Annotated in this window: 19 protein-coding genes and 1 riboswitch; of the genes, 7 read left to right on the top strand and 12 right to left on the bottom strand. The window is 71.9% G+C overall.

Annotated features, from left to right (window positions below):
* Window positions 1-3: 3 nt before the first annotated feature.
* Entirely contained in the window at window positions 4-786 is a 783-nt protein-coding gene (locus IF64_RS25305; protein WP_036875962.1) for a cobalt-precorrin-6A reductase, read from the bottom strand.
* A gap of 61 nt (window positions 787-847) precedes the next feature.
* Here IF64_RS25305 and IF64_RS0107840 point away from each other — a divergent pair, with 61 nt between their 5' ends.
* A complete protein-coding gene (locus tag IF64_RS0107840; RefSeq protein WP_030531361.1) occupies window positions 848-1,915 on the top strand; it encodes a cobalt-precorrin-5B (C(1))-methyltransferase in 1,068 nt (355 codons plus the stop codon).
* 322 nt (window positions 1,916-2,237) lie between these two features.
* Window positions 2,238-3,062, top strand: a complete 825-nt coding sequence (gene erm / locus IF64_RS0107835) for a 23S ribosomal RNA methyltransferase Erm (RefSeq protein WP_051757553.1) — start codon at window positions 2,238-2,240, stop codon at window positions 3,060-3,062.
* Here the strand turns inward: erm and IF64_RS0107830 are convergent.
* From IF64_RS0107830 to cbiE, 3 genes are read right to left on the bottom strand one after another with little or no spacing between them, the layout of a single operon-like run.
* On the bottom strand, window positions 2,953-3,570 hold the full coding sequence (locus IF64_RS0107830) for a DedA family protein (protein ID WP_030531359.1): 618 nt from the start codon (window positions 3,568-3,570) through the stop codon (window positions 2,953-2,955). The two genes, erm and IF64_RS0107830, sit on opposite strands and share 110 nt — an antisense overlap.
* A gap of 31 nt (window positions 3,571-3,601) precedes the next feature.
* Window positions 3,602-4,426 (bottom strand): precorrin-4 C(11)-methyltransferase, encoded by an 825-nt coding sequence (gene cobM / locus IF64_RS0107825; RefSeq protein WP_051757552.1) that lies wholly within the window; start codon window positions 4,424-4,426, stop codon window positions 3,602-3,604.
* Window positions 4,423-5,625 (bottom strand): precorrin-6y C5,15-methyltransferase (decarboxylating) subunit CbiE, encoded by a 1,203-nt coding sequence (cbiE, locus tag IF64_RS0107820; protein ID WP_281292275.1) that lies wholly within the window; start codon window positions 5,623-5,625, stop codon window positions 4,423-4,425. The genes cobM and cbiE overlap by 4 nt, the downstream gene beginning before the upstream one ends.
* Before the next feature lie 67 nt (window positions 5,626-5,692).
* Window positions 5,693-5,786, top strand: a riboswitch (adenosylcobalamin (AdoCbl) riboswitch).
* A gap of 62 nt (window positions 5,787-5,848) precedes the next feature.
* On the opposite strand from cbiE, the gene IF64_RS0107815 reads away from it, so the two are divergent.
* The 4 genes from IF64_RS0107815 to cobC are packed head-to-tail and all read left to right on the top strand — an operon-like array spanning window position 5,849 to window position 10,904.
* Window positions 5,849-7,942, top strand: coding sequence for a putative cobaltochelatase (locus tag IF64_RS0107815; RefSeq protein WP_030531356.1), 2,094 nt, complete (start codon window positions 5,849-5,851; stop codon window positions 7,940-7,942).
* The gene (cobO, locus tag IF64_RS0107810; protein ID WP_030531355.1) at window positions 7,942-8,544 is read left to right on the top strand and encodes a cob(I)yrinic acid a,c-diamide adenosyltransferase; all 603 of its coding nucleotides are present in this window, start codon (window positions 7,942-7,944) and stop codon (window positions 8,542-8,544) included. The genes IF64_RS0107815 and cobO overlap by 1 nt, the downstream gene beginning before the upstream one ends.
* Window positions 8,538-9,890 (top strand): cobyrinic acid a,c-diamide synthase CobB, encoded by a 1,353-nt coding sequence (locus tag IF64_RS0107805; RefSeq protein ID WP_030531354.1) that lies wholly within the window; start codon window positions 8,538-8,540, stop codon window positions 9,888-9,890. The genes cobO and IF64_RS0107805 overlap by 7 nt, the downstream gene beginning before the upstream one ends.
* 6 nt (window positions 9,891-9,896) lie before the next feature.
* Window positions 9,897-10,904, top strand: a complete 1,008-nt coding sequence (gene cobC / locus IF64_RS0107800; RefSeq protein WP_030531353.1) for an Rv2231c family histidinol phosphate aminotransferase CobC — start codon at window positions 9,897-9,899, stop codon at window positions 10,902-10,904.
* Window positions 10,905-10,986: 82 nt separating this feature from the next.
* Here the strand turns inward: cobC and IF64_RS0107795 are convergent, their stop codons facing one another.
* From IF64_RS0107795 to IF64_RS0107785, 3 genes are read right to left on the bottom strand one after another with little or no spacing between them, the layout of a single operon-like run.
* Entirely contained in the window at window positions 10,987-11,748 is a 762-nt protein-coding gene (locus tag IF64_RS0107795) for an adenosylcobinamide-GDP ribazoletransferase (RefSeq protein ID WP_030531352.1), read from the bottom strand.
* 22 nt (window positions 11,749-11,770) lie between these two features.
* Entirely contained in the window at window positions 11,771-12,790 is a 1,020-nt protein-coding gene (cobT, locus tag IF64_RS0107790) for a nicotinate-nucleotide--dimethylbenzimidazole phosphoribosyltransferase (RefSeq protein ID WP_030531351.1), read from the bottom strand.
* Between the two features lie 8 nt (window positions 12,791-12,798).
* Window positions 12,799-13,443 (bottom strand): bifunctional adenosylcobinamide kinase/adenosylcobinamide-phosphate guanylyltransferase, encoded by a 645-nt coding sequence (locus tag IF64_RS0107785; protein ID WP_030531350.1) that lies wholly within the window; start codon window positions 13,441-13,443, stop codon window positions 12,799-12,801.
* 36 nt (window positions 13,444-13,479) lie between these two features.
* Here IF64_RS0107785 and IF64_RS0107780 point away from each other — a divergent pair, with 36 nt between their 5' ends.
* On the top strand, window positions 13,480-14,445 hold the full coding sequence (locus IF64_RS0107780) for a cobalamin biosynthesis protein (RefSeq protein WP_051757550.1): 966 nt from the start codon (window positions 13,480-13,482) through the stop codon (window positions 14,443-14,445).
* On the opposite strand, the gene IF64_RS0107775 is transcribed toward IF64_RS0107780, so the two are convergent.
* From IF64_RS0107775 to IF64_RS0107755, 5 genes are all read right to left on the bottom strand, one after another.
* Window positions 14,417-14,746, bottom strand: a complete 330-nt coding sequence (locus IF64_RS0107775) for a Cif family virulence factor (protein ID WP_030531348.1) — start codon at window positions 14,744-14,746, stop codon at window positions 14,417-14,419. The two genes, IF64_RS0107780 and IF64_RS0107775, sit on opposite strands and share 29 nt — an antisense overlap.
* Window positions 14,747-14,838: 92 nt before the next feature.
* Window positions 14,839-16,695, bottom strand: a complete 1,857-nt coding sequence (locus IF64_RS0107770; protein ID WP_030531347.1) for a laminin G domain-containing metallophosphoesterase family protein — start codon at window positions 16,693-16,695, stop codon at window positions 14,839-14,841.
* 267 nt (window positions 16,696-16,962) lie between these two features.
* Window positions 16,963-18,414, bottom strand: a complete 1,452-nt coding sequence (locus tag IF64_RS0107765; RefSeq protein WP_030531346.1) for a glutamate synthase subunit beta — start codon at window positions 18,412-18,414, stop codon at window positions 16,963-16,965.
* Window positions 18,407-22,948, bottom strand: a complete 4,542-nt coding sequence (gltB, locus tag IF64_RS0107760) for a glutamate synthase large subunit (protein ID WP_030531345.1) — start codon at window positions 22,946-22,948, stop codon at window positions 18,407-18,409. Before gltB ends, IF64_RS0107765 begins: the two co-directional genes overlap by 8 nt.
* A 480-nt stretch (window positions 22,949-23,428) precedes the next feature.
* Window positions 23,429-24,247, bottom strand: coding sequence for a 2-keto-4-pentenoate hydratase (locus IF64_RS0107755; RefSeq protein WP_030531344.1), 819 nt, complete (start codon window positions 24,245-24,247; stop codon window positions 23,429-23,431).
* Between the last annotated feature and the right edge of the window lies 1 nt (window position 24,248).

The raw sequence follows: 24,248 nt of genomic DNA, 5'->3' as shown, positions 1-24,248 counted from the left end.
ACGCTAGCGGGAGCTCCCCGACGGGCTGTCGTGGGGATGGCCGTTCATGTGCGGGACAACCCAGCGCACGGCGGATTTCACATCGTCCACACGGGGCATCGCCGGGCGCGGCGGACGGCGCACCACGATGACCGGAATGCCCGCCTCACGTGCGGCGGTCAACTTCGCCTCGGTCATCGCACCACCGCTGTCCTTGGTGACCAGCACGTCGATGCGGTGCCTGCGCAGCAGGTCGGCCTCATCCTCGACGCGGTAGGGCCCGCGCGACAGGATCACCTCGAGGCGGGCAGGCAACGGCGGTTCGGGGGGATCGACGCAGCGCGCGAGCATCCACATGTCGAGACCGGCGAACTCGGCCAGGCCCTGCCTGCCGCTGGTGAGAAACGCCCGCGTGCCGAGCTCGGGCAGCATGCGTGCCGCATCGGCCAACGTGTCGGCCCAGTGCCAGTCGTCGCCGGGTCCCTGGCTCCACCCGGGGCGTTCCAGGCGCAGCACCGGCACGTCGGCGCTGGTCGCGGCGACGGCCGCGGACGAGGAGATCCGCTCGGCGAACGGGTGCGTGGCGTCGACGACGGCGACGACGCGGTGGTCGGCGAGCCAGCGCGCGAGCCCCTCTGGTCCGCCGAAACCACCCACTCGGATGTCACCCTTCGGGAGGCGCGGCTCGGCCACCCTGCCGGCGAGGGACGACGTCACCGCGACGTCCCTGTCGACGAGTTCGGCGGCGAGGGCGCGGGCCTCGGACGTGCCGCCGAGGATCAACACCCGTGGAGCGATACTGTCCATGACCCGACAGTGTGACCGAGCGCCTGGCCCGGCCGAGCGAGTGTGTGACTGAGTTGATCGTGTGACCGAGCTCCGATACGGCTGGACGACCGGTGCATGTGCGACCGCGGCCACCACCGCGGCGTACACGGCGCTGGTGACCGGGCACTTTCCCGACCCGGTCGAGGTGCGCCTGCCGAAGGGGCGGCGGCCGTCGTTCGCCCTGGCCACCGAACGGCTCGGCGACGACGAGGCCAGCGCCGGGGTCGTCAAGGACGCCGGCGACGATCCGGACGTCACCCACGGCGCACTGGTGATCTCGACCGTGCGGCGCGGAGCGCCGGGCAGCGGGGTGACGTTCCGCGCGGGCCCCGGCGTCGGGACGGTGACGCTGCCGGGGCTGCCGCTGGACGTCGGCGAGCCGGCCATCAACCCGGTGCCGCGCAGCCTCATGACCGAGGCGGTCCAGCGGGTCGCCGCCGACCACGGTGAGCCGGCCGACGTGGTCGTCGAGATCTCCATCGACGGCGGCGAGGAGATGGCGCGGCACACATGGAATCCGCGCCTCGGCATCATCGGCGGACTGTCGGTGCTGGGCACGACGGGCGTGGTGGTGCCGTACTCGTGCTCGGCGTGGATCGACAGCATCCGGCGCGGGGTCGACGTCGCCCGCGCGCTCGGGCACGACCACGTGGCCGGTGCGGTCGGGTCCACGTCGGAACGCGTCGTGCAGGAGCTCTACGACCTGCCCGACACGGCGTTGCTCGACATGGGCGATTTCGCAGGCGCCGTGCTGAAGTACCTGCGCAGGAATCCGGTGCCCAGGCTGACGCTCGCGGGCGGATTCGCCAAGCTCTCGAAGCTCGCCGCGGGCCATTTGGACCTGCATTCGAAACGCTCCCAGGTCGACCTGGGCTTGTTGGCCCGGATCGCGCAGGAGGCGGGCCGGGACGACCTGGCCGAACCGATCCGCGCCGCCAACACGGCGTTGCACGCGTGGGAGATCGCCGACGCGGCGGGCCTGAACCTCGGCGACCTGGTGGCGAGGAAGGCGCGGCACGAGGCGTCCGCGGTGCTGGGCGAAGCTCCGGTGACCGTGGACGTCGTCGCCGTCGACCGCGGCGGCACCATCGTCGGCCGCGCCGGCTGACCCACCGAGGAAAACTCCCAAGGGCCCCATAGTCGCGTTCAACGCGACTATGGGGCCCTTGGGGGCTTGAAAATCCGCTCGCCCGGGGGGCGGGCCGCTCGCTACGGTGAGGCCATGTCCATGGGTGCTCTCTCCGTCGCCGTGTTCGCGCGGCTGCGCCGCGCATAGGCGGCGGCCCCACCTGCGATTCGACGCCCCGCCGGCGCATGAGACGCCGAGCGGCGCGCAGCAGCGTGTTCACCGTGGCCGCCGCCGGCAGGTCCCGCCGGGCGGCGAGGTCGTGCTGCCCGGCTCACCCCACGGCATCCGGAGAAGCACCCTCATGTCCCGTCATGGTGGCCGGCACGAGCTCGGCCAGAACTTCCTCACCGATCGGCCGACGATCACCCGCATCGTCGACCTCGTCGCCCGTACCGAAGGCCCGATCGTCGAGATCGGCGCCGGTGCGGGCGCCCTCACGATCCCGCTCGAAACGCTCGGCAGGCAGATCACGGCGGTCGAGATCGACGACCGGCTCGCCGCGAGGCTCCGCGACCGCGTGGGAGCCGGCACCCGCGTCGTCCGCGCCGACTTCGGCGGCTTCGCCCTGCCCAGGGCCCGGCACGTGCTGGTCGGCAACCTTCCCTTCCACCGCACCACCGGCATGCTCCGCCGGATACTCGCCTCCGGGCACTGGACGGACGCGGTGCTGCTCGTGCAGTGGGAGGTCGCGCGGCGCAGGGCCGCGGTGGGCGGGGCGAGCATGATGACGGCCCAGTGGTGGCCGTGGTTCGAGTTCGCCCTGGACCGGCGGGTGGCCGCGTCGGCCTTCCGCCCACGCCCGGACGTCGACGGCGGCTTGCTGACCGTGCACCGCAGGCGGGAGCCGCTCGTGCCGGAATCGCAGCGCCGCGCCTACGCCGATCTGGTCCACGCCGTGTTCACCGGGGCCGGCCGAGGCATCGAGGCGATCCTGGTGCGGCGGCTGGGCAATCGCATCGCGGTACGCCGGTGGCTCGCCGAGCACGACGTGGATCCCGCGGCATTGCCGCGTGAGCTCACCGCACGGCAGTGGGCAGCGCTGCATGCGTTGGACGCGGCGGTGCCGTCGCGGGCGTCCGCACCCGACCGGCGAGGCGCCGGGCGGACTCGCCGACGAGTCCGATGACCGCGGCCATGCCGAGGCCCGCGAGCAGCGACCACAGTGGATCGCCGCGGGTGAGCGGGGCGATGAGCAGTCCCATGCCGGTCATGTAGCCGCACCACACCGCGGAACTGGTGAGCGTCGCGGGCACGAACCGCCGCACGCCCAGCCGGACGCGGCCCGCTGCCGCGACGCTCACCAGCCGGCCACCCGGTAGGAATCGGACGGCCACGAGGGTCAGCACCGGCCTGCGGTGCAGGTGCCTGCGCACCCATGTGCCGTCGCGTCTGCCCCGCAGGAACCGATGCGAACTCCGCCCCAGCACGTACAGCACGGCATCGCCCACGACGGAGCCGACGAAGGCCGCTGCCGCCACCGCGGCGATCCGCCCACCGTCGCCGGCGCCGCCTGCCCAGGCCACCGACGACAGCAGCAGCGGTTCGCTCGGCAGGAACGGCAGCGGACCGTCGGCCAGCACGGCCAGTGCCAGCAGTGGCAGGAGCCACCCGCCGTCCAGTACCTCGCCCGTCATACCTCCACCCTGGCGATGAAGGGCGGCACGGTCAGTGGGGCTGGCCCCCGTTCTCGCAGTAGGGATCGCCGGGCGCGTGCCGCTCCCTGCCCGGCGAGTACAGGAAGCTGTCGGGGAAGTTCTCGGCGGCGAGCACCCTGCCGACGAAGATCATCGCCGCGCGGTTCACCCCGGCGTCCCGCACCTGACCGGCGATGTCGCCGAGCGTGCCGCGCAGCACGGTCTCGCCCGGTTGCGTCGCCTTGGCCACCACCGCGGCGGGGCAGTCCGCACCGTAGTGCGGCAGCAGCTCGTCGACCACCTGCTCGACCCGGTTGACCGCCAGGTGCAGGGCAAGCGTCGTGCCGGACTTGGCGAAGGTGGCGAGTTCCTCGCCGTCGGGCATCGACGTCGACCGTGCCTGCGCCCTGGTCAGGACCAGGCTCTGGCCGACGGTCGGCACCGTCAGTTCGCGTCCCAGTACCGCGGCCGCCGCCGAGAAGGCGGGCACTCCCGGCGTGACGTCGTAGGGCACGTCCGCGGCGTCGAGACGGCGCATCTGCTCGGCGACGGCGCTGTACACGGCCGGGTCACCGGAGCACAGCCGGGCCACGTCGTGTCCGTCCCGGCAGGCCTGGACCAGCGTGTCGACGATGTCGTCGAGCGTCAGGTCGGCGGTGTCGACCAGCCTCGCTCCGGGCGGGCAGTGCGCCAGCAGGTCGGTCGGGGTGAGGCTGCCCGGGTACAGGCACACGCCGCAGCGGGCGAGCAGCTGCTGACCGCGCACGGTGATCAGGTCGGCCGCCCCCGGGCCCGCGCCGATGAAATGCACGGTCGCTCGCGCTGCCTGGGCAGGATGCGCTGTCGGTGAGGTCATGGCTGCTTGTTCACACTCCATTGCGTCACGGCCCGGGCGGGCGTCCATCCGGTGAGGCCGCCCAGTGGCGCGGCTCGTTCCACCGAGATCCTGGTCAGCTCTCCGCCGAGGCTGGCGTACTGCTCGGCGAGGACCCGCTCCGCTTCGAGCGTCACGCCGTGGGCGACGAGCCTGCCACCCGGACGCAACGCGTGCCAGCACGTCGTGAGCACGCCCTCGCCCGCGACGCCGCCGCCGACGAACACGGCGTCGGGCCGGTCCAGGTCGGCGAGCGCCTCGGGGGCCCGGCCGGTGACGACGCGCACGTGCGGCACGCCGAGGTTGCCTGCGTTGCGGGCGATGCGTTCCCCGCGGTCCTGCCGGGACTCGACGGCGATCGCCCGGTTGGCCGCGTGCACGCGGCACCATTCGACGGCGACGCTGCCCGCCCCCGCGCCCACGTCCCAGAGCACCTCGCCCGGTGTGGGCGCGAGCCGGGCCAACGCGCTTGCGCGCAGGTCGCGCTTGGTCAGCTGGCCGTCGTGCTCGAAGGCCTCGTCCGGCAGCCCTGCGACCAGCGAGTACGCCGTGCCCACGCACTCGATGGCGACGACGTTGAGCGGGGCGATCGCGGGCGGTGCCGCCTCGTCCCAGTCGCGTGCCGCGGCGTCGATGCGGCGTTCGCCGGCGCCGCCGAGGTTCTCGAGCACGGTCATCGCGCTGTCGCCGAATCCGTGGTCGGACAGTAGCCGCGCCAGCTCGCGTGGCGTCTCGGCACCGGTGCTGAGCACCAGCACGCGCCTGCGGGGTGCGAGCACGCGCAGGACGGCCCGAACGTCGCGGCCCACGGCGCTGACGACCTCGGTCTCCTCGGCCGTCCAGCCCAGCCGGGCGCGGGCCAGCGTCACCGACGACACCGCGGGCACGATGTGCACCGCGTCGGCACCGAGCCTGCGCACGAGCGTCCCGCCGATGCCGGACAGCAGCGGATCGCCGCTGGCCAGCACCCCGACGCGCCGTCCCCGCAGCTCGGCCAGCAGCTCGTCGAGCGCGGGCAGCAGCGGACTGGGCCAGGGGCGCTTCTCGTAGGTCCCTTCCGGCACGAGGTCGAGCTGCCTCTGCCCACCGACCAGCACATCGCATGTCTCGAGCTCGGCGCGGCCCTCCGGGGACATCCCGTCCCAGCCGTCCGCCCCGATGCCCACCACGGTGATCGTCACGATCGGCCACGGTAGTTGTGTTCCGACGAACACCCGCGTCCGGTGGAACCTGTGCGATGATGCGCATGCGTGGTCGCCGTGGAACCCGGTGCGAATCCGGGACGGTCCCGCCACTGTGACCGGTCGCGTGCGGCCGGGAGTCAGAGCTTCGGCGGCCGTGCGAATGCTTGCGTGGTGAAAACCCGGTGGGCGTGGAAACCCGCCGTCGAGCAAGGGAGTGTGCATGCGGCCGTATCCGTTCACGGCAGTCGTCGGTATGGCCGAGCTCCGTCTGGCACTTCTGCTGTGCACGATCTCACCTTCCATCGGCGGGGTCCTCGTGCGCGGCGAGAAGGGCACCGCGAAGTCCACGATGGTGCGCGCCCTCGCCGGTCTGCTGCCCGATGTGGACGTCGTCGACGGCTGCCGGTTCTCCTGCGATCCCGCCGCACCCGACGACTCCTGCCCCGACGGTCCACACGGGACGCCCGAGGAGGCGCGACGTCCAGCCCGGCTCGTCGAACTCCCGGTCGGTGCCGCCGAGGAGCGGGTCGTCGGCTCGCTGGACCTGGAACGCGCGCTGCGGGACGGCACGACCGACTTCCAGCCCGGCCTGCTGGCGGGCGCGCACCGCGGCATGCTGTACGTCGACGAGGTCAACCTGCTGCACGACCACCTCGTCGACACGCTCCTCGACGCCGCGGCCATGGGCAGGGTCACGGTGGAACGCGAAGGCGTGTCGGTGTCCCACGCCGCGCGGTTCGTCCTCATCGGAACGATGAACCCCGAGGAGGGGGAGCTGCGGCCGCAGCTGCTCGACCGCTTCGGCCTGACGGTGGAGGTCGCCTCGAGCAGGGACGCCGCCGAACGTGTCGAGGTCGTGCGCAGGCGGCTCGCCTACGAAGCCGATCCGGACGCCTTCGCCGCCGGGTACGCCGACGACGACGCCGCGCTGGCCGCCGACATCGCCGCCGCCCGTGATCTGCTGCCCTCGGTGACGCTGACCGACGAGGCCCTGCTGCAGATCGCCGAGGTGTGCGCCGCCTTCGAGGTCGACGGCATGCGTGCCGACATCGTCACCGCGCGCACCGCAGCCGCGCACGCCGCCTGGTGCGGCCGCGACACGGTATCCACAGAGGACATTCGGGTGGCGGCACGGCTGGCGCTGCCGCACCGCAGGCGGCGGAACCCGTTCGACGCACCCGGGATCGATTCCGACCAGCTCGAGGAGGCGTTGCGCAACGCGCAGCCACCCGAGACCGATCCCGACGGGGACTCCGGCGACTCCGGCGACTCGGGTGATTCCGGTGATTCCGGTGGCGGGCCCGACGACCCGGACGGCCCGGACGACGACGGCCCCGGTGGCGGCGCGCCCGATCCGGGGGACGAGGCCGGAACCGACTCCGGAGGACGTGGCGACGGGTCCCGGCCGACGGGGGACACGGGAGAACCGGCCGGAGACGGCGAGGACGGCACGGCGCCGCGCAAGCAGCAGCGGGTCGGTGCCGAGGCGCCGTACCGGGCCAAGCTGTTCACCGTCCAGGGCGCCGGAACGGGTGCCGACGGCAGGCGTTCCCGCGCGGAGGGCGAGCGGGGCCGCACCGTCGGCGTGTTGCCGGAGGGTCGCCGCTCCGGCTCGTCGAGGTCGGTGGGATCGGCGGGATCGGCGCACCTGGTCGCGACCCTGCGTGCCGCCGCGCGGCAGCGTCCCCGGCGCGGCGCGCGCGACGGCGGCGGGCTCGTCGTCCTTCCCCGTGATCTGCGGTACGCCCGCAAGGAGGGCAAGGAGGGCAACCTCGTTCTGCTGTGCGTGGACGCGTCGGGGTCGATGGGCGCGAAGTCGCGGATGCGCGAGGTGAAGACGGCCGTGCTGTCGCTGCTGCTCGATGCCTACCAGCGGCGCGACAAGGTCGGGCTCGTGACGTTCCGCGCCTCGGAGGCCGAGGTGGCGTTGCCCCCCACCGGCAGCGTCGACGTCGCGGCGGCGAGGTTGGAACAACTGCCCACGGGTGGCCGCACGCCGCTGGCCGAGGGACTCACGCGGGCCGCCGAGGTGTTGCGTGTCGAGGCGCTGCGGGACGGGAACCGACGTCCGCTGCTGGTCGTGGTGACCGACGGCAGGGCCACGAGCGGTCCCGAGGCGTTGGCGCGCGCACACGCGGCCGCGGACGCGATCGCCCGCACCGGGGTGTCCAGTGTGGTCATGGACTGCGAGTCGGGACGGATGCGGCTCGGGCTGGCGGCCACGCTGGCCGGCCGGCTCGGGGCCGAGCACGTGGCGCTCGGTGATGTGGCGGCGGAGACGCTGACGGACGAGGTGAAACGGAGGGCGGCCTGATGCCGCAGGGTAAGCCGGCGACGGTGCCGGACGACGGACTGACCACGCGGCAGCGGCGCAACCGCCCGATCGTCGCCGTCCACACGGGACCGATGAAGGGCAAGTCCACCGCGGCCTTCGGTATGGCGCTGCGCGCGTGGAACCAGGGCTGGAACATCGGTGTGTTCCAGTTCGTCAAGTCGGCCAAGTGGCGGGTGGGCGAGGAGAACGCCCTGCGCACGCTCGGCGAATCGGGTCAGGGTGGCCCGGTCGAATGGCACAAGATGGGCGAGGGCTGGAGCTGGTCCCGCAAGAAGGGAACCGAGGAGGACCACGCCGAGAACGCCCGTGAGGGCTGGGCGGAGATCAAGCGCAGGCTCGCCGAACAGACGCACGACTTCTACGTGCTCGACGAGTTCACCTACCCGTTGCACTGGGGGTGGATCGACACCGACGACGTCGTGTCCACGTTGCAGCAGCGACCGGGACGGCAGCACGTGGTGATCACCGGGCGCAACGCTCCGGAGGCTCTCCTGGAGGCCGCCGATCTGGTCGCCGAGATGTCCAAGGTGAAGCATCCGATGGACGCCGGCCAAAAAGGACAGCGGGGCATCGAGTGGTAGCGCGCGTCGTCGTCGCCGCTCCCGGGTCCGGGCACGGCAAGACGACGGTCGCGACCGGACTGATGGCCGCGTTGCGGGCGCGCGGCACCGCCGTGTCGGGGCACAAGGTGGGTCCCGACTACATCGATCCCGGCTATCACGCGATGGCCACGGGCAGGCCGCCGCGCAACCTGGATCCCTTCCTGCAGGGTGAGGACCGGCTCGTGCCGTTGCTGTTGCACGGTTCGGCCGGTGCCGAGGTCGCCGTGATCGAAGGCGTCATGGGCCTGTTCGACGGTGCACTCGGCACCGACGGCTATGCCTCGACCGCGCACGTCGCCAAGCTCGTGCAGGCACCGGTGGTCCTCGTTGTCGATGCGAGCGCGGCGAGTCGCAGTGTCGCCGCGCTGGTGCTCGGGTTCGCCAGGTACGACCCGCAGGTTCACCTGGCCGGCGTCGTCCTGAACAAGCTCGGTTCGCAGCGGCACGAGGACGAGATCCGCGGTGCGCTCGCACCGACCGGCATTCCGGTGCTCGGGGCGTTGCGGCGCAGCGACGAGATCCACGCCCCGAGTCGCCACCTCGGCCTGGTACCGGCCGCCGAGCGGGAGACCGATTCGCGGAAACTGTTGCCGAAGCTCGCTGAATGGATCGCCGGAGGTGTCGACCTCGACGCGATCGTCCGTGCGGCTCGCGAAGCGCCCGCGCTCGGCGGCACGCCGTGGTCGCCCGTGGACGTCGCCGGGGCGGCTCCGGACGGTCCCCGCGCGGTGGTGGCGGCGGCCGCGGGGGAGGCGTTCACGTTCCGCTACACCGAGAACACCGAGCTGCTCGCCGCGTTGGGGGTCGACGTGGTCGACCTCGATCCGTTGCACGAGGCGACATTGCCGGCGGACTGTCACGGGGTCTACTTCGGCGGCGGATTCCCCGAGGCGCATCTGGAGGCGTTGTCGGCCAACGAATCCCTGCGCGCGGCGCTCGCACGGGCGCTGGCAGGCGGTATGCCTGCGGTGGCCGAGTGTGCCGGACTGCTGTACCTGTGCCGCGAGCTCGACGGGCTGCCGATGGTCGGTGCGATCGACGCCACGGCCCGCATGACGCGCCGCGGCGCGCTCGGATACCGCACGGCCACGTCGGCCTCCGACAACGTGCTCGCCTCGGCAGGCGACACCGCACGCGGCCACGAGTTCCACCGCACGGTCGTCGAGCCGCGCGCGGGCGCGAGTCCCGCGTGGACCTGGCACGACGAGCCGGAGGGGTTCGCCACCCCGACGTTGCACGCGTCCTACCTCCACGTCCACTGGGCCGGACATCCCGAGCTGGCACGGGCCTTCGCCGGTGCGGCGCGGCGCCGGGCACGCGGGTGAGCGCCGATGGTGGACCTGTGGCATCACGGTGACCGCGAGGTCGGTGACGGGCTCGTCGACCTCGCCGTGAACGTGCGGGTGAGCGCCCCACCGGACTGGCTGCTCGCCCGGCTCACCGACAGTCTGTCCACTGTGGCCGCGTATCCCGACGTCGAGGGTGCGCGCAGCGCCGTCGCCGCGCGGCACGGCAGGCAGGCCTCGGACGTGCTGCCCACCGCGGGCGGCGCGGAGGCGTTCACCCTGCTGGCACGAGCCTGGCCCACGCGGTCGCCGGTCGTGGTGCACCCGCAGTTCACCGAGCCGGAAGCGGCGCTGCTGGCTGCCGGCCACGACGTCACGCGGGTGGTGCTCGATGCGGCGAACGGCTACCGGCTCGATCCCCGTCTGGTGCCGGAGGAGGCCGACCTGGTCGTCGTCGGCAACCCGACGAATCCGACCTCGGTGCTGCACCCGGCGACCGCGATCCGGGAACTGGTGCGGCCGGGACGGCTTGTCGTCGTGGACGAGGCGTTCCTCGACGCGGTGCCCGGCGAACCGGAAAGCCTGGCCGCTGAACGGATCCGCGGCATCGCCGTGGTCCGCAGTCTGACGAAGACGTGGGGGATCGCCGGGTTGCGCGCCGGCTACGTGCTGGCCGAACCGGACGTGGCCGACCGGCTGGCGGCGGTGCAGCCGCCGTGGTCGGTGTCGACACCGGCCGCGGTCGCGATGGCCGCGTGCAGTGAGCAGCACGCGGTCGACGAGGCCGCCGCGTTGGCGCGCGCCGCGGAGGCCGACCGGCTGCGGCTGGTCGACGGACTACGGGGGCTCGGAGTGGAGGTCGCCGGCGAACCGAGGGCGCCGTTCGTGCTCGTGCGCGTCCCGGAAGGGGAGAAGATCCGCCTGGCGCTGCGGGCGGCCGGTTACGCGGTGCGCAGGGCCGACACGTTCCCCGGCCTGGGGCCCGACTGGCTTCGCATCGCGGTCCGTTCCGAGATGGACGGATTCCTCGCGGAGCTGAAGACCCTCCTCTGACGCGACGTCCGCCCTCCCTGAATCCGCAACACGGGCCCCGGAATCCGCAACACGCGCTCCGGAGGGCGCAACACGGGCGTGGTCAGATGCTCAGGACGGCCAGGGTCGCCGCTGTGGCCGTTTCGACGCACGCGCCGAGCACGTCGCCGGTGATGCCGCCCAGCCTGCGGATGCATCGCGCCAGCACCACACCGGCCGCGACCCAGCCCACGACCACCGCCACGGGCGCCTGCCACCACGCCAGTCCGGACACCAGAGCCGACAGCGCCGACAGGCCCGCGACCGCGACGGCGACGCCGATCGCCACGGGAAGCGCCACCGAACCGGACACCGTCGCCCCGAGACCCTCCGGCCTGGCCGACGGCACGAGCCGCGTACAGCACAACGGCAGCACCACCCGGCTCGCGACGACGGCGACGACCACCGCGGCGACCCCGGCTCCCGCCGCCGTCGCACCCGCCAGTCCCGCGATCTGCAGGACGACGACGAACAGCAACGTCGCCACACCGGTCGGGCCCGCATCACCCCGCCGCATGATCTCGAGGGCGCGGTCGCGGTCGTAGGAGGCACCGAGGCCGTCGGCCGTGTCGGCGAGCCCGTCCAGGTGCAGACCACGCGTGGCCAGCGCCACCACTCCGACGCCCAGTACAGCCAGGACGAACGCGGGCAGGCCGAGGAGTCCGCCGACGCCCACGACGACCCCGGCCCCGACGGCGAGCACGGCCCCGGCGAGCGGGGCGAACGTCATCGCGGCGCCGGCGACCCTGCGGTCGATGGCCGCGGGTGCGGGTACGGGCAACGCGGTCAGCGTCCCGATCGCCATCCGCAGTCCGTCGCGGACCACACCGCCGGCTCCGCCTGCCGGTTCAGCCAAGGTCGGCCAGCCGTCCCATGTCGCTGAGGACCGCCCGCGCGCCGCGCAGCAGCGGAACGGCCTGCACCGCGCCGCTGCCCTCGCCGAGGCGCAGTCCGAGGTCGAGGATCGGGTCGAGGCCGAGTGCCTTCAGGGCAAACGCTTGCGCCGGTTCGGTCGACCGGTGCCCGGCCACCCACCAGCGTTCGGCTCCCGGCGCGATCTCCCGCGCCAGGACCGCCGCCGCGCACGGGAACACCCCGTCCAGCACGACCGGAACCCGCCGCGCCGCCGCACGGACGAGGAACCCCGCCGTCGCGGCCGCGCACGCACTGCCGACGGAGGCCAGCGTGTCCATCGGGCCGTGCATCGCGCGCCGCGTCAACGCCCGCTCCAGCACGGCGACCTTGCGGGCACGTCCTTCGTCGTCGACCCCCGTGCCGGTGCCGACGACGTCGTCGGCGGGCAGTCCGAGCACCGCCGCCACGAGCGCAGAGGCGATCGTCGTGTTGCCGATGCCCATGTCACCGGGGATGAGCAGGTCGGCGCCGTCGTCGATCTCGGCGTCGGCGGCTGCGACACCCGCGTCGAAGGCCCGCTGTGCCTCGTCGCCGGTCACCGCGTCGGCCACGTCGATGGAGCCCGAGCCGCGGCGGATCTTGCGGCTGCGGACCTCGTCGGGGACGTCGTCGAGCGGATCGTCGACCGCGATGTCGAGCACCCGGACGTGCGCGCCCACCTCACGAGCCAGCACGTTCACGCCGGACTCGCCCGCGAGGAACACCCGCACCATCGCCGCGGTCAGATGCCGCGGATACGCCGACACCGCGCCGGAGACCGACACCCCGTGATCGCCTGCGAACACCACGACGCGCACGTCGTCGAGGGGGCGCGGCGGCACCGTGCCGTGTACCGCGCACAGCCACGCGGCCAGCTCCTCGAGCCTGCCCAGCGCGCCGACGGGCTTGACGAGTCCGTCCAGCTGCGCGAGGGCTTCGGCGTGTGCGTGTTCGTCGAGAGAGGGGATCTCCACGGCGTCTCCTAGTCGAGGGTCAGGACGCGTCCGGCCACGACGAGCCGGACGTGGTCGGAATGCGCGGCCACGGCGGTGTTCAGCGCGCCGAGGACGTCGCGGAAGATCCGCCCGGACGCGGCGGCGGGAACGACGCCGCTGCCGACCTCGTTGCTCACCGCGACGGCCGGGACGTCGGCCTGCCGCCACGCGTCGGCGAACGCGCCGAGGCGTTCGTCCACGCGTTGCTGCCAGCCGTCACTCTGCTCCCACGCGCCGGACTCGTCGAGTACCCGAGTCAACCAGGTGCCGAGGCAGTCGATGAGCACGGGCCGGTCGGCCTCACGCAGCGCAGCCGTGATGTCACCGGTCTCGACGGTGCCCCAATGGGCGGGCCTGCGTGCGCGGTGGGCCGCGACCCTGGCGCTCCACTCGGGATCGTCGTCGCTCGGCGGCATTCCCGCCGCGATGTAGGTCACGTGCGGGTGGTGGGCGGCGAGCTGTTCGGCGTAGCGGGATTTGCCGGAGCGCACGCCGCCGAGCACGAGCGTCCTGCCTCCGGCCGGTCCGTCCGCGTCGTTGCGGGTGGCGTCAAGGCCACGGAGCCGGGCGGCCGCGCGCTCGAGGCGGTCCGCCGCGAACCGGGCGAGTCGGCGCTTCGGATCATTCGTCATGCGGGGCATTCTGGACCACTCGATAGGGTGAGCGCTGTGGTCCGTGTTCAAGCTGTCACCGCCGCCGGGATCGTCGCTGGGTACGTGGCGGACGTCGTGGTCGGTGACCCTCGGCACGGCCACCCCGTGGCGCTGTTCGGTACGGCCGCCGGTGCGGTGGAACGACGCATGTGGGCCGACTCGCGGCTACGTGGCGCTGCCTACGCGGGGGCGTGCGTGGGCGCGGCGACCGCGGCCGGTGCGCTGCTCCAACGAGCCACCCGGCGCAGGCCGCTGGCCAGGTTCGTGAGCACGGCCGCCGCGACGTGGACGGTGCTCGGCGGCACGGGCCTCGCGCGGGAGGGCGAGGCGATGACCCGGCACCTCGCCGCAGGCGACCTGCCCGCGGCCCGCACGCGGCTCGGCCACCTGTGCGGCCGCGACGCCACCGGCCTCGACGAGACGGGACTGGCGCGCGCGGCCACCGAGTCGATCGCCGAGAACACCTCCGACGCCGTGGTGGCACCGCTGGTCTGGGGAGGCCTGGCCGGGATTCCGGGGCTGCTGGGGTACCGCGCGCTGAACACGCTCGACGCCATGGTGGGACACCGCAACGCGCGCTACGAGCGGTTCGGCTGGGCCGCCGCGCGCGGCGACGACATCGCCAACCTGGTGCCCTCGCGCCTGTCGGCACTGGCCGCGGCCGCCGTGGGCGGACGTCCTCGGCAGGCACTGCGGGCCTGGCGACGCGACGCCCACCGGCATCCGAGTCCCAACGCCGGTCCCGTCGAGGCGGCGTTCGCCGGTGCGCTCGGCGTGCGGCTCGGCGGCACCAACGTCTACGGCGGCGCGGTGGAGGACCGCGGCACGCTGGGCGACGGCCCGCCACCCCGGGTGAGCGATCTGGACCGTGCGGTGCGCCTGTCGCGCGCGGTCGGACTGGTGTCCCTCGGCGTCGCGGCGATGGCCGCGGTGCGGCCCCGGCGCGGGAAGGTCAGCCCTCGCGGATCGTCATCGACGTGATCCGGTCTCCGTCGGTCTCTAACGCGAACGACGACCGTCCGTTGGCGTGGTTCGAACGCCAGTCGCCGACGACCGTGATCAGGCCGTCGGTGACGTCGACCTCCTCGACCGTGAGCGTGCCACGCGCGCCGATGAACTCGTTGTCGCTCCAGGCCGCGATCTCGTCGCGGCCGGTGAACACCCTGCCCCAGTCGTCGACGAAGCCGTCGGCGGTGAAGGAGTCGAGGAACGCCTCGTTGTCGTGGGCGTTGACGTGGTCGATGAACGCCGCCACGGGTTCCGGAACGGTCGGTGTCGTCATGCGTGCCTCCTGGCTCGGTGCGGATCTCGGCCGCGATCCTGCCCGACGGTGCCGCCCCGCGCACGCCTTGCGGGCGGGGCGGCCGGAACCGGTCAGCGCGGCAGCATGAACTCCCGCGGCGACAGGGCCCTCGACACGATGCGGGTGTCGCCGATGTGGCCGTAGAAACCCTGCCCGAACCGTCCACCCGACTGGGTGCCGCCGATCGCGAACGGTTTGCCGACCGTGGAGATCCCCTGCGACCGTTGCGCCGCGTTGCGGGTGATCCTCGAGCCGTCCACATAGACCACCGTCCGCCTGCCGTCGTTGACGACCGCGACGTGCGTCCACCTGCCGACGGGAATCGCGTGGCTCCAGCACGTCGGGTCGTCGTCGGTCGACGTCGGGTACACGACGTACTGCAGGAAACGTTCGCTGGTGACGTTGAGGCTGCACACGGCGTCGTCGGGGGAATAGCCGCCGTCCTTGCCCGCCTCGCCCGCGCGGCCCTCCCAGCTGAGGATTCCCATCCACGCGTGATCGCCCTCGAACGGATCCGGCAACCGGAAGAACGTCTCGATGGTGTAGCCGCTTTCGAACCTCGCCGTGTTGATCGGCGCTCCCCGCCGGGTGTGCAGCACGGCGCCGCGGTCGGGGTCCTTGGCGCCGTCGAACCGCAGGCTCGCGTGTGCCGGGGCGCCGACATGGTGGCCGGCCGACCACGTCAGCACGTCGGCCGGACCGTCGTGCAGCCTCACGGCGACGAGGTCGTTGCCGTTGCCCGACAGGTCACGGGCGCGCGCACCGTTCCGTACCGGCGTGCCGTCGCCGGCCACGGCACCGAAACCCGCGTCGTCGAACCGCCAGTAGGCGGCCGTCCCGGCGACGAGCATCTCCGACGGCGGCCGCGGCTCCGGGTTCTCGGGCGGGGCGAACCCCGCGAAGCGCTCGGCGAACGCGATCTCGATACTGAAGCGGTCGACGTCGCCGGTCAGTTCCACCGTCTCGGCCTCCAACGGCGTGGGATCCTTCTTGTCCAGCAGCCACGGCGAGAACGTCTCGACGTCGATGCGGCCGCGGGCGAGGTCGAACGCGTACGTCCGCAGCATGCCCGCCCCGCCGTAGTAGCGGTCCTGGTAGTTCGTGATGTGCAGGTGGACGGCGTTGCCCGCGTCGTTGGTGAGCGTCGTGCGACCACACGGCCAGTAGTGCCCGCCCATCGCCAGGAAGATCTGGTCGTTGCCGCGGATCAACCCGTCCCACAGATGCCTGCCGTGCTCGGAGAGGGTGGCCTCCCCGGATTCGTCGGCCGAGACGATGTCGTGCGTCGTCAGGATCGTCGGCAGGGTCGGGTGGCGGTCCAGAACGCCTTGCGCCCAGCCGATTCCCGCGTCCGACACGCGCCAGTCGAGCGCGAGCACCAGCCACGTACGGCCGCCGCCTTCGACGGTGTGGAAGCTGTTGTAGCCGTCCGGTGACGACCCACCGTAGGTGCTCGAGTTCGCGAACCGGTCCGGTCCGAACGTGCGCAGGTACGGGGTGTCGCCGCGCTGGTCGTCGTCGGTGACGTCGTGATTGCCCGCGAGGACGCTGTAGGGCAGCCTGCCGTCGATCCCGGTGCGGAAGACCTTGTCGGCGATGCGCATCTCGGCCTCGGTCCCGTGTTCGGTGAGGTCACCGAGCTGGGCGAGGAACGCAATGTTGTGGGCTTCTCGCTCCCGCACCGCCCAGCGCAGGCTCGCCAACGCCGGTTCGTGGTCCGAACCGCCTTCGTCGATGAGGTACTGGATGTCCGGCAGGACCGCGATCGTGAACCGGGCACCGTCGCCGGCACCGTGGTTCCGGGACGTCTGGGCGGTCTGCGCGGCCTCGGCGGACGTCGGGGTGACCGTTCCGGACGCTGCCACGACCGCAGGGGTCGCGACGGCGGCGGACAGGACGGAGCGTCGGGAGACACCGGAAGGGGACATGGCCCGCAGTCTCGTCGCCGTCGTTGGCCGCTACGTGGCACGGATGTTGAGCAACGCTGAACTTCTGCCCGTCCACTGTGTCCGAATCGAGACCGGCCGACGGTGCCGGCGCCGCGTCTCGCCGACGGTCGGCCCTGGGCCGACCGGAGGGCGCAACACGGTCCCCGGAGGGCGCAACACGGTCCCCGGAGGGCGCAACACGGTCCCCGGAGGGCGCAACACGGTCCCCGGAGGGCGGGGCGCTTTGCGCGCGCCCCGCCCTCCGGTTTACGAGATTGGGCGGTCTGTGGGCGCGATCGGCGTCGGGAGCATGTCGCGGCCCGTGAGGTAGGCGTCCACGCCCGCGGCGGCCGAACGGCCCTCCGCGATCGCCCACACGATGAGCGACTGGCCGCGGCCCATGTCGCCTGCCACGAACACGTTGTCCACGCTCGTGCGGAACTGCGCGTCCCGCGCCACGTTGCCGCGCTCGTCCAGCTCGACACCCAGGTCCTCGATCAGACCCGCCTTCTGCGGACCGACGAAGCCCATCGCCAACAGCACGAGTTGCGCGGGCAGCTCCCGCTCGGTGCCCGGCACCGGCTCGAAGCCGCTGTCACCGCGCTGAACCTCGACCAGCTTCAGCGCGCGCAGGTTGCCCTCGTCGTCGGCGAGGAACTCCTGCGTGTTCACCGAGTACAGGCGCTCGCCGCCCTCCTCGTGCGCCGACGAGACGCGGTAGATCATCGGGTACGTCGGCCACGGATGCGCCTCGGAACGCGACTCCGGCGGCTTCGGCATGATCTCCAGCTGCGTCACCGACCTCGCACCCTGGCGGTGCGCCGTGCCGACACAGTCGGCGCCGGTGTCACCGCCACCGATGACGACGACGTCCTTGCCCGCCGCGTCGATCGGCGAGACGTCCAGCGCACCGCTCGCCACCTTGTTCGCAGGCGGCAGGTACTCCATCGCCTGGTAGACACCCTTGGCCTCGCGGCCGGGAGCGGGCAGGTCGCGCCACGCCGTCGCGCCACCGGCCAGCACCACCGCATCGTACTCCGAGCGCAACTGCTCGGCGGTGACGTCGACCCCGACGTTGACGTTCGTGCGGAACTCCGTGCCCTCGGCGCGCATCTGCTCGAGCCGCCGGTCCAGCCGGTGCTTCTCCATCTTGAACTCGGGGATGCCGTAACGCAGCAGCCCGCCGATCGCGTCGGCACGCTCCAGCACCACGACGTCGTGCCCGGCGCGCGTCAGCTGCTGCGCCGCCGCGAGCCCCGACGGGCCCGAACCGACGACCGCGACCTTCTTGCCCGTCTTCGTCGTCGGCGGCTGCGGGGTGACCCAGCCTTCCTCCCACGCACGGTCGATGATCGATATCTCGACCCGCTTGATGGTCACCGGGTCGTCGTTGATGCCCAGCACGCACGCCGTCTCGCACGGCGCAGGGCACAACGTGCCCGTGAACTCCGGGAAGTTGTTCGTGGCGTGCAGCCGCTCGATCGCGTCGCGCCAGTCGTCCCGCCACGTCAGCGTGTTCCACTCGGGAATCAGGTTCCCCAGCGGACAACCCTGGTGACAGAACGGGATGCCGCAGTCCATGCAGCGTCCGGCCTGGTCCTTGAGCTTCGTGCGCTCGAAGTCCTCGTAGACCTCGCGCCAGTCCTTGATCCGGATGTCGACGGGACGTGACTTCGGTGTCTCCCGCTTGGTGTTCAGAAAACCCTTGGGGTCAGCCATGAGCCGCCTCCATGATCGCCTCGTTCACGTCCCTGCCGTCCCGCTCGGCCGCCGCGCGTGCCTGCAGGACCCGCTTGTAGTCCTTCGGCATGACCTTCGTGATCCGCGGCAGTGCGGACTCCCAGTCGGTGAGAAGCGCGTGTGCCACGGCCGACTCGGTCTCGGTGTAATGCCGTTCGATCGCCTCGCGGAGCACCTCGACGTCCTCGTCGTCGAGCCCTTCCAGGTCGACCATCTCGCCGTTGACGCGCCCGGCGTCGAGGTCGAGCACGTAGGCGACACCGCCCGACATGCCCGCCGCGAAGTTGCGGCCCGTCTTCCCGAGCACGACCACCCGGCCGCCGGTCATGTACTCGCAGCCGTGGTCGCCGACGCCCTCGACGACGGCCAGCGCGCCCGAGTTGCGCACGCAGAACCGCTCGCCGACCTTGCCGCGCAGGAACAGCTCGCCGCCCGTGGCGCCGTAGCCGATCACGTTGCCGGCGATGATGTGCTCCTCGGCCACGATCGGCGCATCCTCGGGCGGACGCACGACGATGCGCCCGCCGGACAGGCCCTTGCCGACGTAGTCGTTGCCGTCGCCGCGCAGGCGCAGCGTGATGCCCTTCGGCACGAACGCGCCGAACGCCTGCCCCGCCGTGCCGGTGAACGTGATGTCGATCGTGTCGTCCGGCAGGCCCTCGCCGCCCCACTGCTTGGTCAGCTCGTGGCCCAGCATCGTGCCGACGGTGCGGTTCACGTTGCGCACCGGCAGGTCGAGCTTCACCCGGTCACCCGAGCGCAGTGCGCCCTCGGCCAGCTGGATCAGCGTGTTGTCGAGTGCCTTGTCGAGCCCGTGGTCCTGAGCGACGACCTGGTGCCGCGCGGCGCCCGGCTCGATCTCCGGCACCTCGAAGATCGGCGAGAGGTCCAGGCCCTCGGCCTTCCAGTGGTCCACCGCGTCGCGGGTGTCGAGCAGTTCGGCGTGGCCCACCGCCTCGGCGATCGAGCGGAAGCCCAGCGCCGCCAGGTACTCGCGCACCTCCTGGGCGATGAACTCGAAGAAGTTCACCACGTAGTCGGCCTTGCCGCTGAACTTCTCCCGCAGCGCGGGGTTCTGCGTCGCGACACCGACCGGACACGTGTCCAGGTGGCACACGCGCATCATGATGCAGCCCGACACCACCAGCGGTGCGGTCGCGAAACCGAACTCCTCGGCGCCCAGCAGGGCCGCGATGAGCACGTCGCGTCCGGTCTTGAGCTGCCCGTCGGTCTGCACCACGATGCGGTCGCGCAGCCGGTTGGCCAGCAGCGTCTGCTGTGTCTCGGCCAGGCCCAGCTCCCACGGACCGCCCGCGTGCTTGATCGACGACAACGGGGACGCACCGGTACCGCCGTCGTGGCCGGAGATCAGCACGACGTCGGCGTGCGCCTTCGACACACCCGCGGCGACCGTGCCGACGCCGACCTCGGACACGAGCTTCACGTGGATGCGCGCGGCCGGGTTGGCGTTCTTCAGATCGTGGATCAGCTGCTTGAGGTCCTCGATCGAATAGATGTCGTGGTGCGGAGGCGGCGAGATCAGCCCGACGCCCGGCGTGGAGTGCCTGGTCTTGCCGATCCACGGGTAGACCTTGCCGCCGGGCAGCTGGCCGCCCTCACCGGGCTTGGCGCCCTGGGCCATCTTGATCTGGATGTCGTCGGCGTTGACGAGGTACTCGCTCGTCACGCCGAACCGTCCACTCGCGACCTGCTTGATCGCGCTGCGCCGCTCGGGGTCGTAGAGCCGCTCGGGGTCCTCGCCGCCCTCACCGGTGTTGGACTTGCCCTTCAACCGGTTCATCGCGATCGCGAGGGTCTCGTGCGCCTCGGCCGAGATCGAACCGTACGAGATCGCGCCGGTGGCGAACCGCTTGACGATCTCCGAGACCGGCTCGACCTCCTCGATCGGCACCGGCGGGCGCTCGCCCTCCTTGAACTTGAACAGCCCGCGCAGCGTCATCAGCCGCTCGGCCTGGTCGTCGACGGCCTTGGTGTACTCCTTGAAGATCTCGTACTTGCCCGACCTCGTGGAGTGCTGCAGCTTGAACACCGTCTGCGGGTTGAACAGGTGCGGTTCGCCCTCGCGGCGCCACTGGTAGTCGCCGCCCGTGGCCAGCTCGCGGTGACTCGGCCGCACGTCGTCGGCGGGGAACGCGCGCCGGTGCCGCTCGGAGACCTCGCGGGCGAGCACCTCGAACCCGACACCGCCGAGTCGCGACGTCGTACCGGTGAAGCAGGTGTCGATGACCTCGGAACCCAGGCCGATGGCCTCGAAGATCTGCGCGCCGGTGTACGAGGCCACCGTGGATACGCCCATCTTCGACATCGTCTTGCGCACGCCCTTGCCGAGCGCCTTGATGAGGTTGGCCGTGGCGTCCTTGGTGGTCATGCCGGGGATGCGGCCCTGTTCGGCGAGCTCCTCGACGGTGGCCATCGCCAGGTACGGGTTCACCGCGGCCGCGCCGTAGCCGATGAGCAGCGCGATGTGGTGCACCTCGCGGGCGTCGCCGGACTCGACGATCAGGCCCACCTGCGTACGGCTCTTCTCGCGCACCAGGTGGTGGTGCACCGCGCCGGTCAGCAGCAGCGACGGGATCGCGGCCTGCTCGGCGTTCACGCCGCGGTCGGACAGCACGATCAGCCGCGCGCCGTCGGCGATGGCCTCGGAGACCTCGGTGCGGATCTCGTCGAGGCGGTGCTGCAGCGCCGCGCCGCCACCCGCCACGTCGTAGGTGCCGTGCACCGTGTACGACGAGAACTCGGGCAGGTTGCCGTCGTCGTTGGCGTGGACCAGCTTGGCCAGGTCGTCGTTGTCGAGTACGGGGAACGGCAGCACGATCTTGCGCGCGTGCTCCGGCCCCGCCTCAAGCAGGTTCGGCTCGGAGCCCAGCTGGGTGCCGAGCGCGGTGACGAGCTCCTCGCGGATCGCGTCCAGCGGCGGGTTCGTCACCTGGGCGAACAGCTGCGTGAAGTAGTCGAAGATCGGCCGCTGCCCGCTGGAGAGCGGGGCGATGGGCGAGTCGTTGCCCATCGAACCGATCGGCTCGGCGCCGGTGCGCGCCATCGGCTCGAGCAGCACGTCCAGCTCCTCGGACGTGTAGCCGAAGGCCTGCTGCCTGCGCACGAGCGAGGCGTGCGTCGGCACCTCGCGCTCGCGTTCGGGCAGGTCGTCGAGCTTGAGCCGGCCCTTGGCGAGCCACTCGTCGTACGGATGCTCGGCTGCGAGCTGGCCCTTGATCTCCTCGTCGTCGACGATGCGGCCCTCGGCCGTGTCGACGAGGAACATGCGGCCCGGCTCGAGACGGCCCTTGCGGACGATCGAGGACTGGTCGAGCTCCAGCACGCCCGCCTCGCTGGCCAGCACCACGAGGCCGTCCTCGGTGATCCAGTAGCGGGCGGGGCGCAGGCCGTTGCGGTCGAGCACGGCGCCGATCTGCGTTCCGTCGGTGAACGACACGAGCGCGGGGCCGTCCCACGGCTCCATCATCGTGGCGTGGAACTCGTAGAACGCGCGCCGGGCCGGATCCATCTCGGCGTGGTTCTCCCACGCCTCCGGGATCATCATCAGCACCGCGTGCGGCAGGCTGCGGCCACCGAGGTGCAGCAGTTCGAGCACCTCGTCGAACGAGGCCGAGTCGCTGGCGCCGCGGGTGATCACCGGGTAGATGCGGCGCAGCGGGCCGGGGATCAGGTCGGTGTCTAACTGCGACTCGCGGGCGTCCATCCAGTTGCGGTTGCCCTTGAGCGTGTTGATCTCACCGTTGTGCGCCACGTAGCGGTACGGGTGCGCCAGCGGCCACGAGGGGAACGTGTTCGTCGAGAAGCGCGAGTGGACCAGGCCGATCGCGCTCACGACGCGCTCGTCGGCGAGGTCGGGGAAGAACTTGGGAACCTGCGGCTCGGTCAGCATTCCTTTGTAGACGATGGTGCGCGAGGACAGGCTCGGGAAGTAGACGCCCGAGTCCTCCAGCTGGTGCTCGGCGCGCTTGCGCACGACGAACGCCGCGCGCTCGAGTTCGAGGCCGCTGACCCCGGCGTCCCCGTCGCGCTGCGGGGCGAGGAACACCTGGGCGAAGTACGGCATGGTCTCGCGGGCGCTCGGGCCCACGTGCTCGGCGTCGACCGGCAGGTCGCGCCAGCCGAGTACCCGCAGGTTCTCCTCGGCGGCGATGCGCTCGACGGCCGACATGGCCTTGCCGCGCGCCGTCTCGTCCTGGGGAAGGAACGCGGTGCCTGCGGCGTAGGTGCCCGGTTCGGGCAGTTCGAAGTCGGTGACCTCGCGGAAGAAGGCGTCGGGGATCTGGATCAGGATCCCGGCGCCGTCACCGGTCTCGGTCTCGGCTCCGCGGGCGCCGCGGTGCTCGAGATTGCTCAGGGCGACCAGTGCTTTGCGCACGATCTCGTGATCGGGGCGACCGGACAGGTCGGCGACGAAAGCGACACCACAGGCGTCGTGTTCGTACTGCTCGTCGTACAGACCGGTGTTCGGCTTGCGCGGTGCGTGGCGGGTCACGGCTTGCCGCCCTCCTTGGCTCGGCACAGCCAGGCCGGGCTGCCAGCCGACCGGGTGACTTCGGTCGGCTAACGGTCCGGCCTGGTGGTGCGATTGTCAGTAGGGGACTCGACAACGGCGACCTGCCGCGTGTCCGGCGTAGGACGACAGGGCAAGGCGCCGCGGTGTCGACCACACGCCGTTGTGTGGCAAGGCCTGGCTCGGGAGAGCCGGTGTGCGCAGGGCGTCTGCGCACGGCTGGCGGTAGTGCAGGCACGCGCCGACGGGGCAGGGTTCGCCTGCCGTGTCGACGCGCGCTGAACGTCCCGGGGTTAACCGGTCTTATGACAGTAATGTGAAATCGCCGTTATCGGGACTTCTCAGTGAACGCGCGTGGGATACAACACTGCGGGATTGACGACGTCCCCGTCAACTGGTTGATCGTTACATAACTTTGTGACCAGTGAAAACGTCGGCGATCCCGGTAGGTGCGGACCACGGTCAGCCCGCGGTGCCGTCCTCGCGCGCGAATACCGCCGTGACATCTCCGAGACCGTCCATGTGGGCGGTGATGGTCTCGCCCGGCGCGACGGGGAAGGCCTGCGTCATCGTCCCCGGGAGTACGACATGTCCCGGTTCGAGCGAGATGCCCAGTGGGCCGATCGTGTTGGCCAGCCACACCAGGGCGTTCAGCGGCGAGCCCAGGACCGCGGCACCCGTGCCGGTCGCGAGCAGGGATCCCGAGCGGTACAGCGTGCAGCCCATCGCCTTCAGGTCGACCGCCGACAGCGGAGCCGGCGTGGTGCCCAGTACGACGCCGCCGGACGAGGCGTTGTCGGCCACGGTGTCGACGATCGAGATGCGCCAGTCACGGATGCGGGAGTCGACGATCTCCAGTGCGGGCAGCACGAACTCGACGGCTCGCACCGCGTCGGCCACCGTGACGCCGGGGCCGGTCAACTCCCTGCCCAGCACGAAGGCGACCTCGGGTTCGATCCGTGGTTGCAGGAACGACGCCGTGATCGGCCGGTGCTCCAGGTGGAACATGCCACTCGTGAGGTGGCCGAAGTCCGGCTGGTCGACACCCATCTGCTGCTGCATCGCCGGGGAGGACAGGCCCACCTTGTGGCCCTTGACGATCTCGCCCGCCTGCAGCCATCCACGGACCTGTTCCTGCTGGATCCGGTAGGCGTCGGCGATCGTGAGCTCGCCTCGCTCGTCGATCAGCGGATCGATCGGGGTGGCCGTCTCGTACGCCTGCTGCAGACGTTTCGCGAGGTCGGCGACGGTGGCGGCGTCGAGAGCGGAAGTGGCGTCCATG

Origin of the sequence: Prauserella rugosa (assembly GCF_000719975.1) — a bacterium.
Taxonomy (GTDB): domain Bacteria; phylum Actinomycetota; class Actinomycetes; order Mycobacteriales; family Pseudonocardiaceae; genus Prauserella; species Prauserella rugosa.
This window is presented reverse-complemented; position numbering and strand designations above follow the sequence as displayed.

Coding starts and splice junctions, on each gene's coding strand:
- IF64_RS25305 (WP_036875962.1), bottom strand. CDS start 786: ATGGACAGTATCGCTCCACGGGTGTTGATCCTCGGCGGCACGTCCGAG.
- erm (WP_051757553.1), top strand. CDS start 2,238: ATGTCCCGTCATGGTGGCCGGCACGAGCTCGGCCAGAACTTCCTCACC.
- IF64_RS0107830 (WP_030531359.1), bottom strand. CDS start 3,570: ATGACGGGCGAGGTACTGGACGGCGGGTGGCTCCTGCCACTGCTGGCA.
- cobM (WP_051757552.1), bottom strand. CDS start 4,426: ATGACCTCACCGACAGCGCATCCTGCCCAGGCAGCGCGAGCGACCGTG.
- IF64_RS0107815 (WP_030531356.1), top strand. CDS start 5,849: ATGCGGCCGTATCCGTTCACGGCAGTCGTCGGTATGGCCGAGCTCCGT.
- cobO (WP_030531355.1), top strand. CDS start 7,942: ATGCCGCAGGGTAAGCCGGCGACGGTGCCGGACGACGGACTGACCACG.
- cobC (WP_030531353.1), top strand. CDS start 9,897: ATGGTGGACCTGTGGCATCACGGTGACCGCGAGGTCGGTGACGGGCTC.
- IF64_RS0107785 (WP_030531350.1), bottom strand. CDS start 13,443: ATGACGAATGATCCGAAGCGCCGACTCGCCCGGTTCGCGGCGGACCGC.
- IF64_RS0107775 (WP_030531348.1), bottom strand. CDS start 14,746: ATGACGACACCGACCGTTCCGGAACCCGTGGCGGCGTTCATCGACCAC.
- IF64_RS0107770 (WP_030531347.1), bottom strand. CDS start 16,695: ATGTCCCCTTCCGGTGTCTCCCGACGCTCCGTCCTGTCCGCCGCCGTC.
- IF64_RS0107765 (WP_030531346.1), bottom strand. CDS start 18,414: ATGGCTGACCCCAAGGGTTTTCTGAACACCAAGCGGGAGACACCGAAG.
- IF64_RS0107755 (WP_030531344.1), bottom strand. CDS start 24,247: ATGGACGCCACTTCCGCTCTCGACGCCGCCACCGTCGCCGACCTCGCG.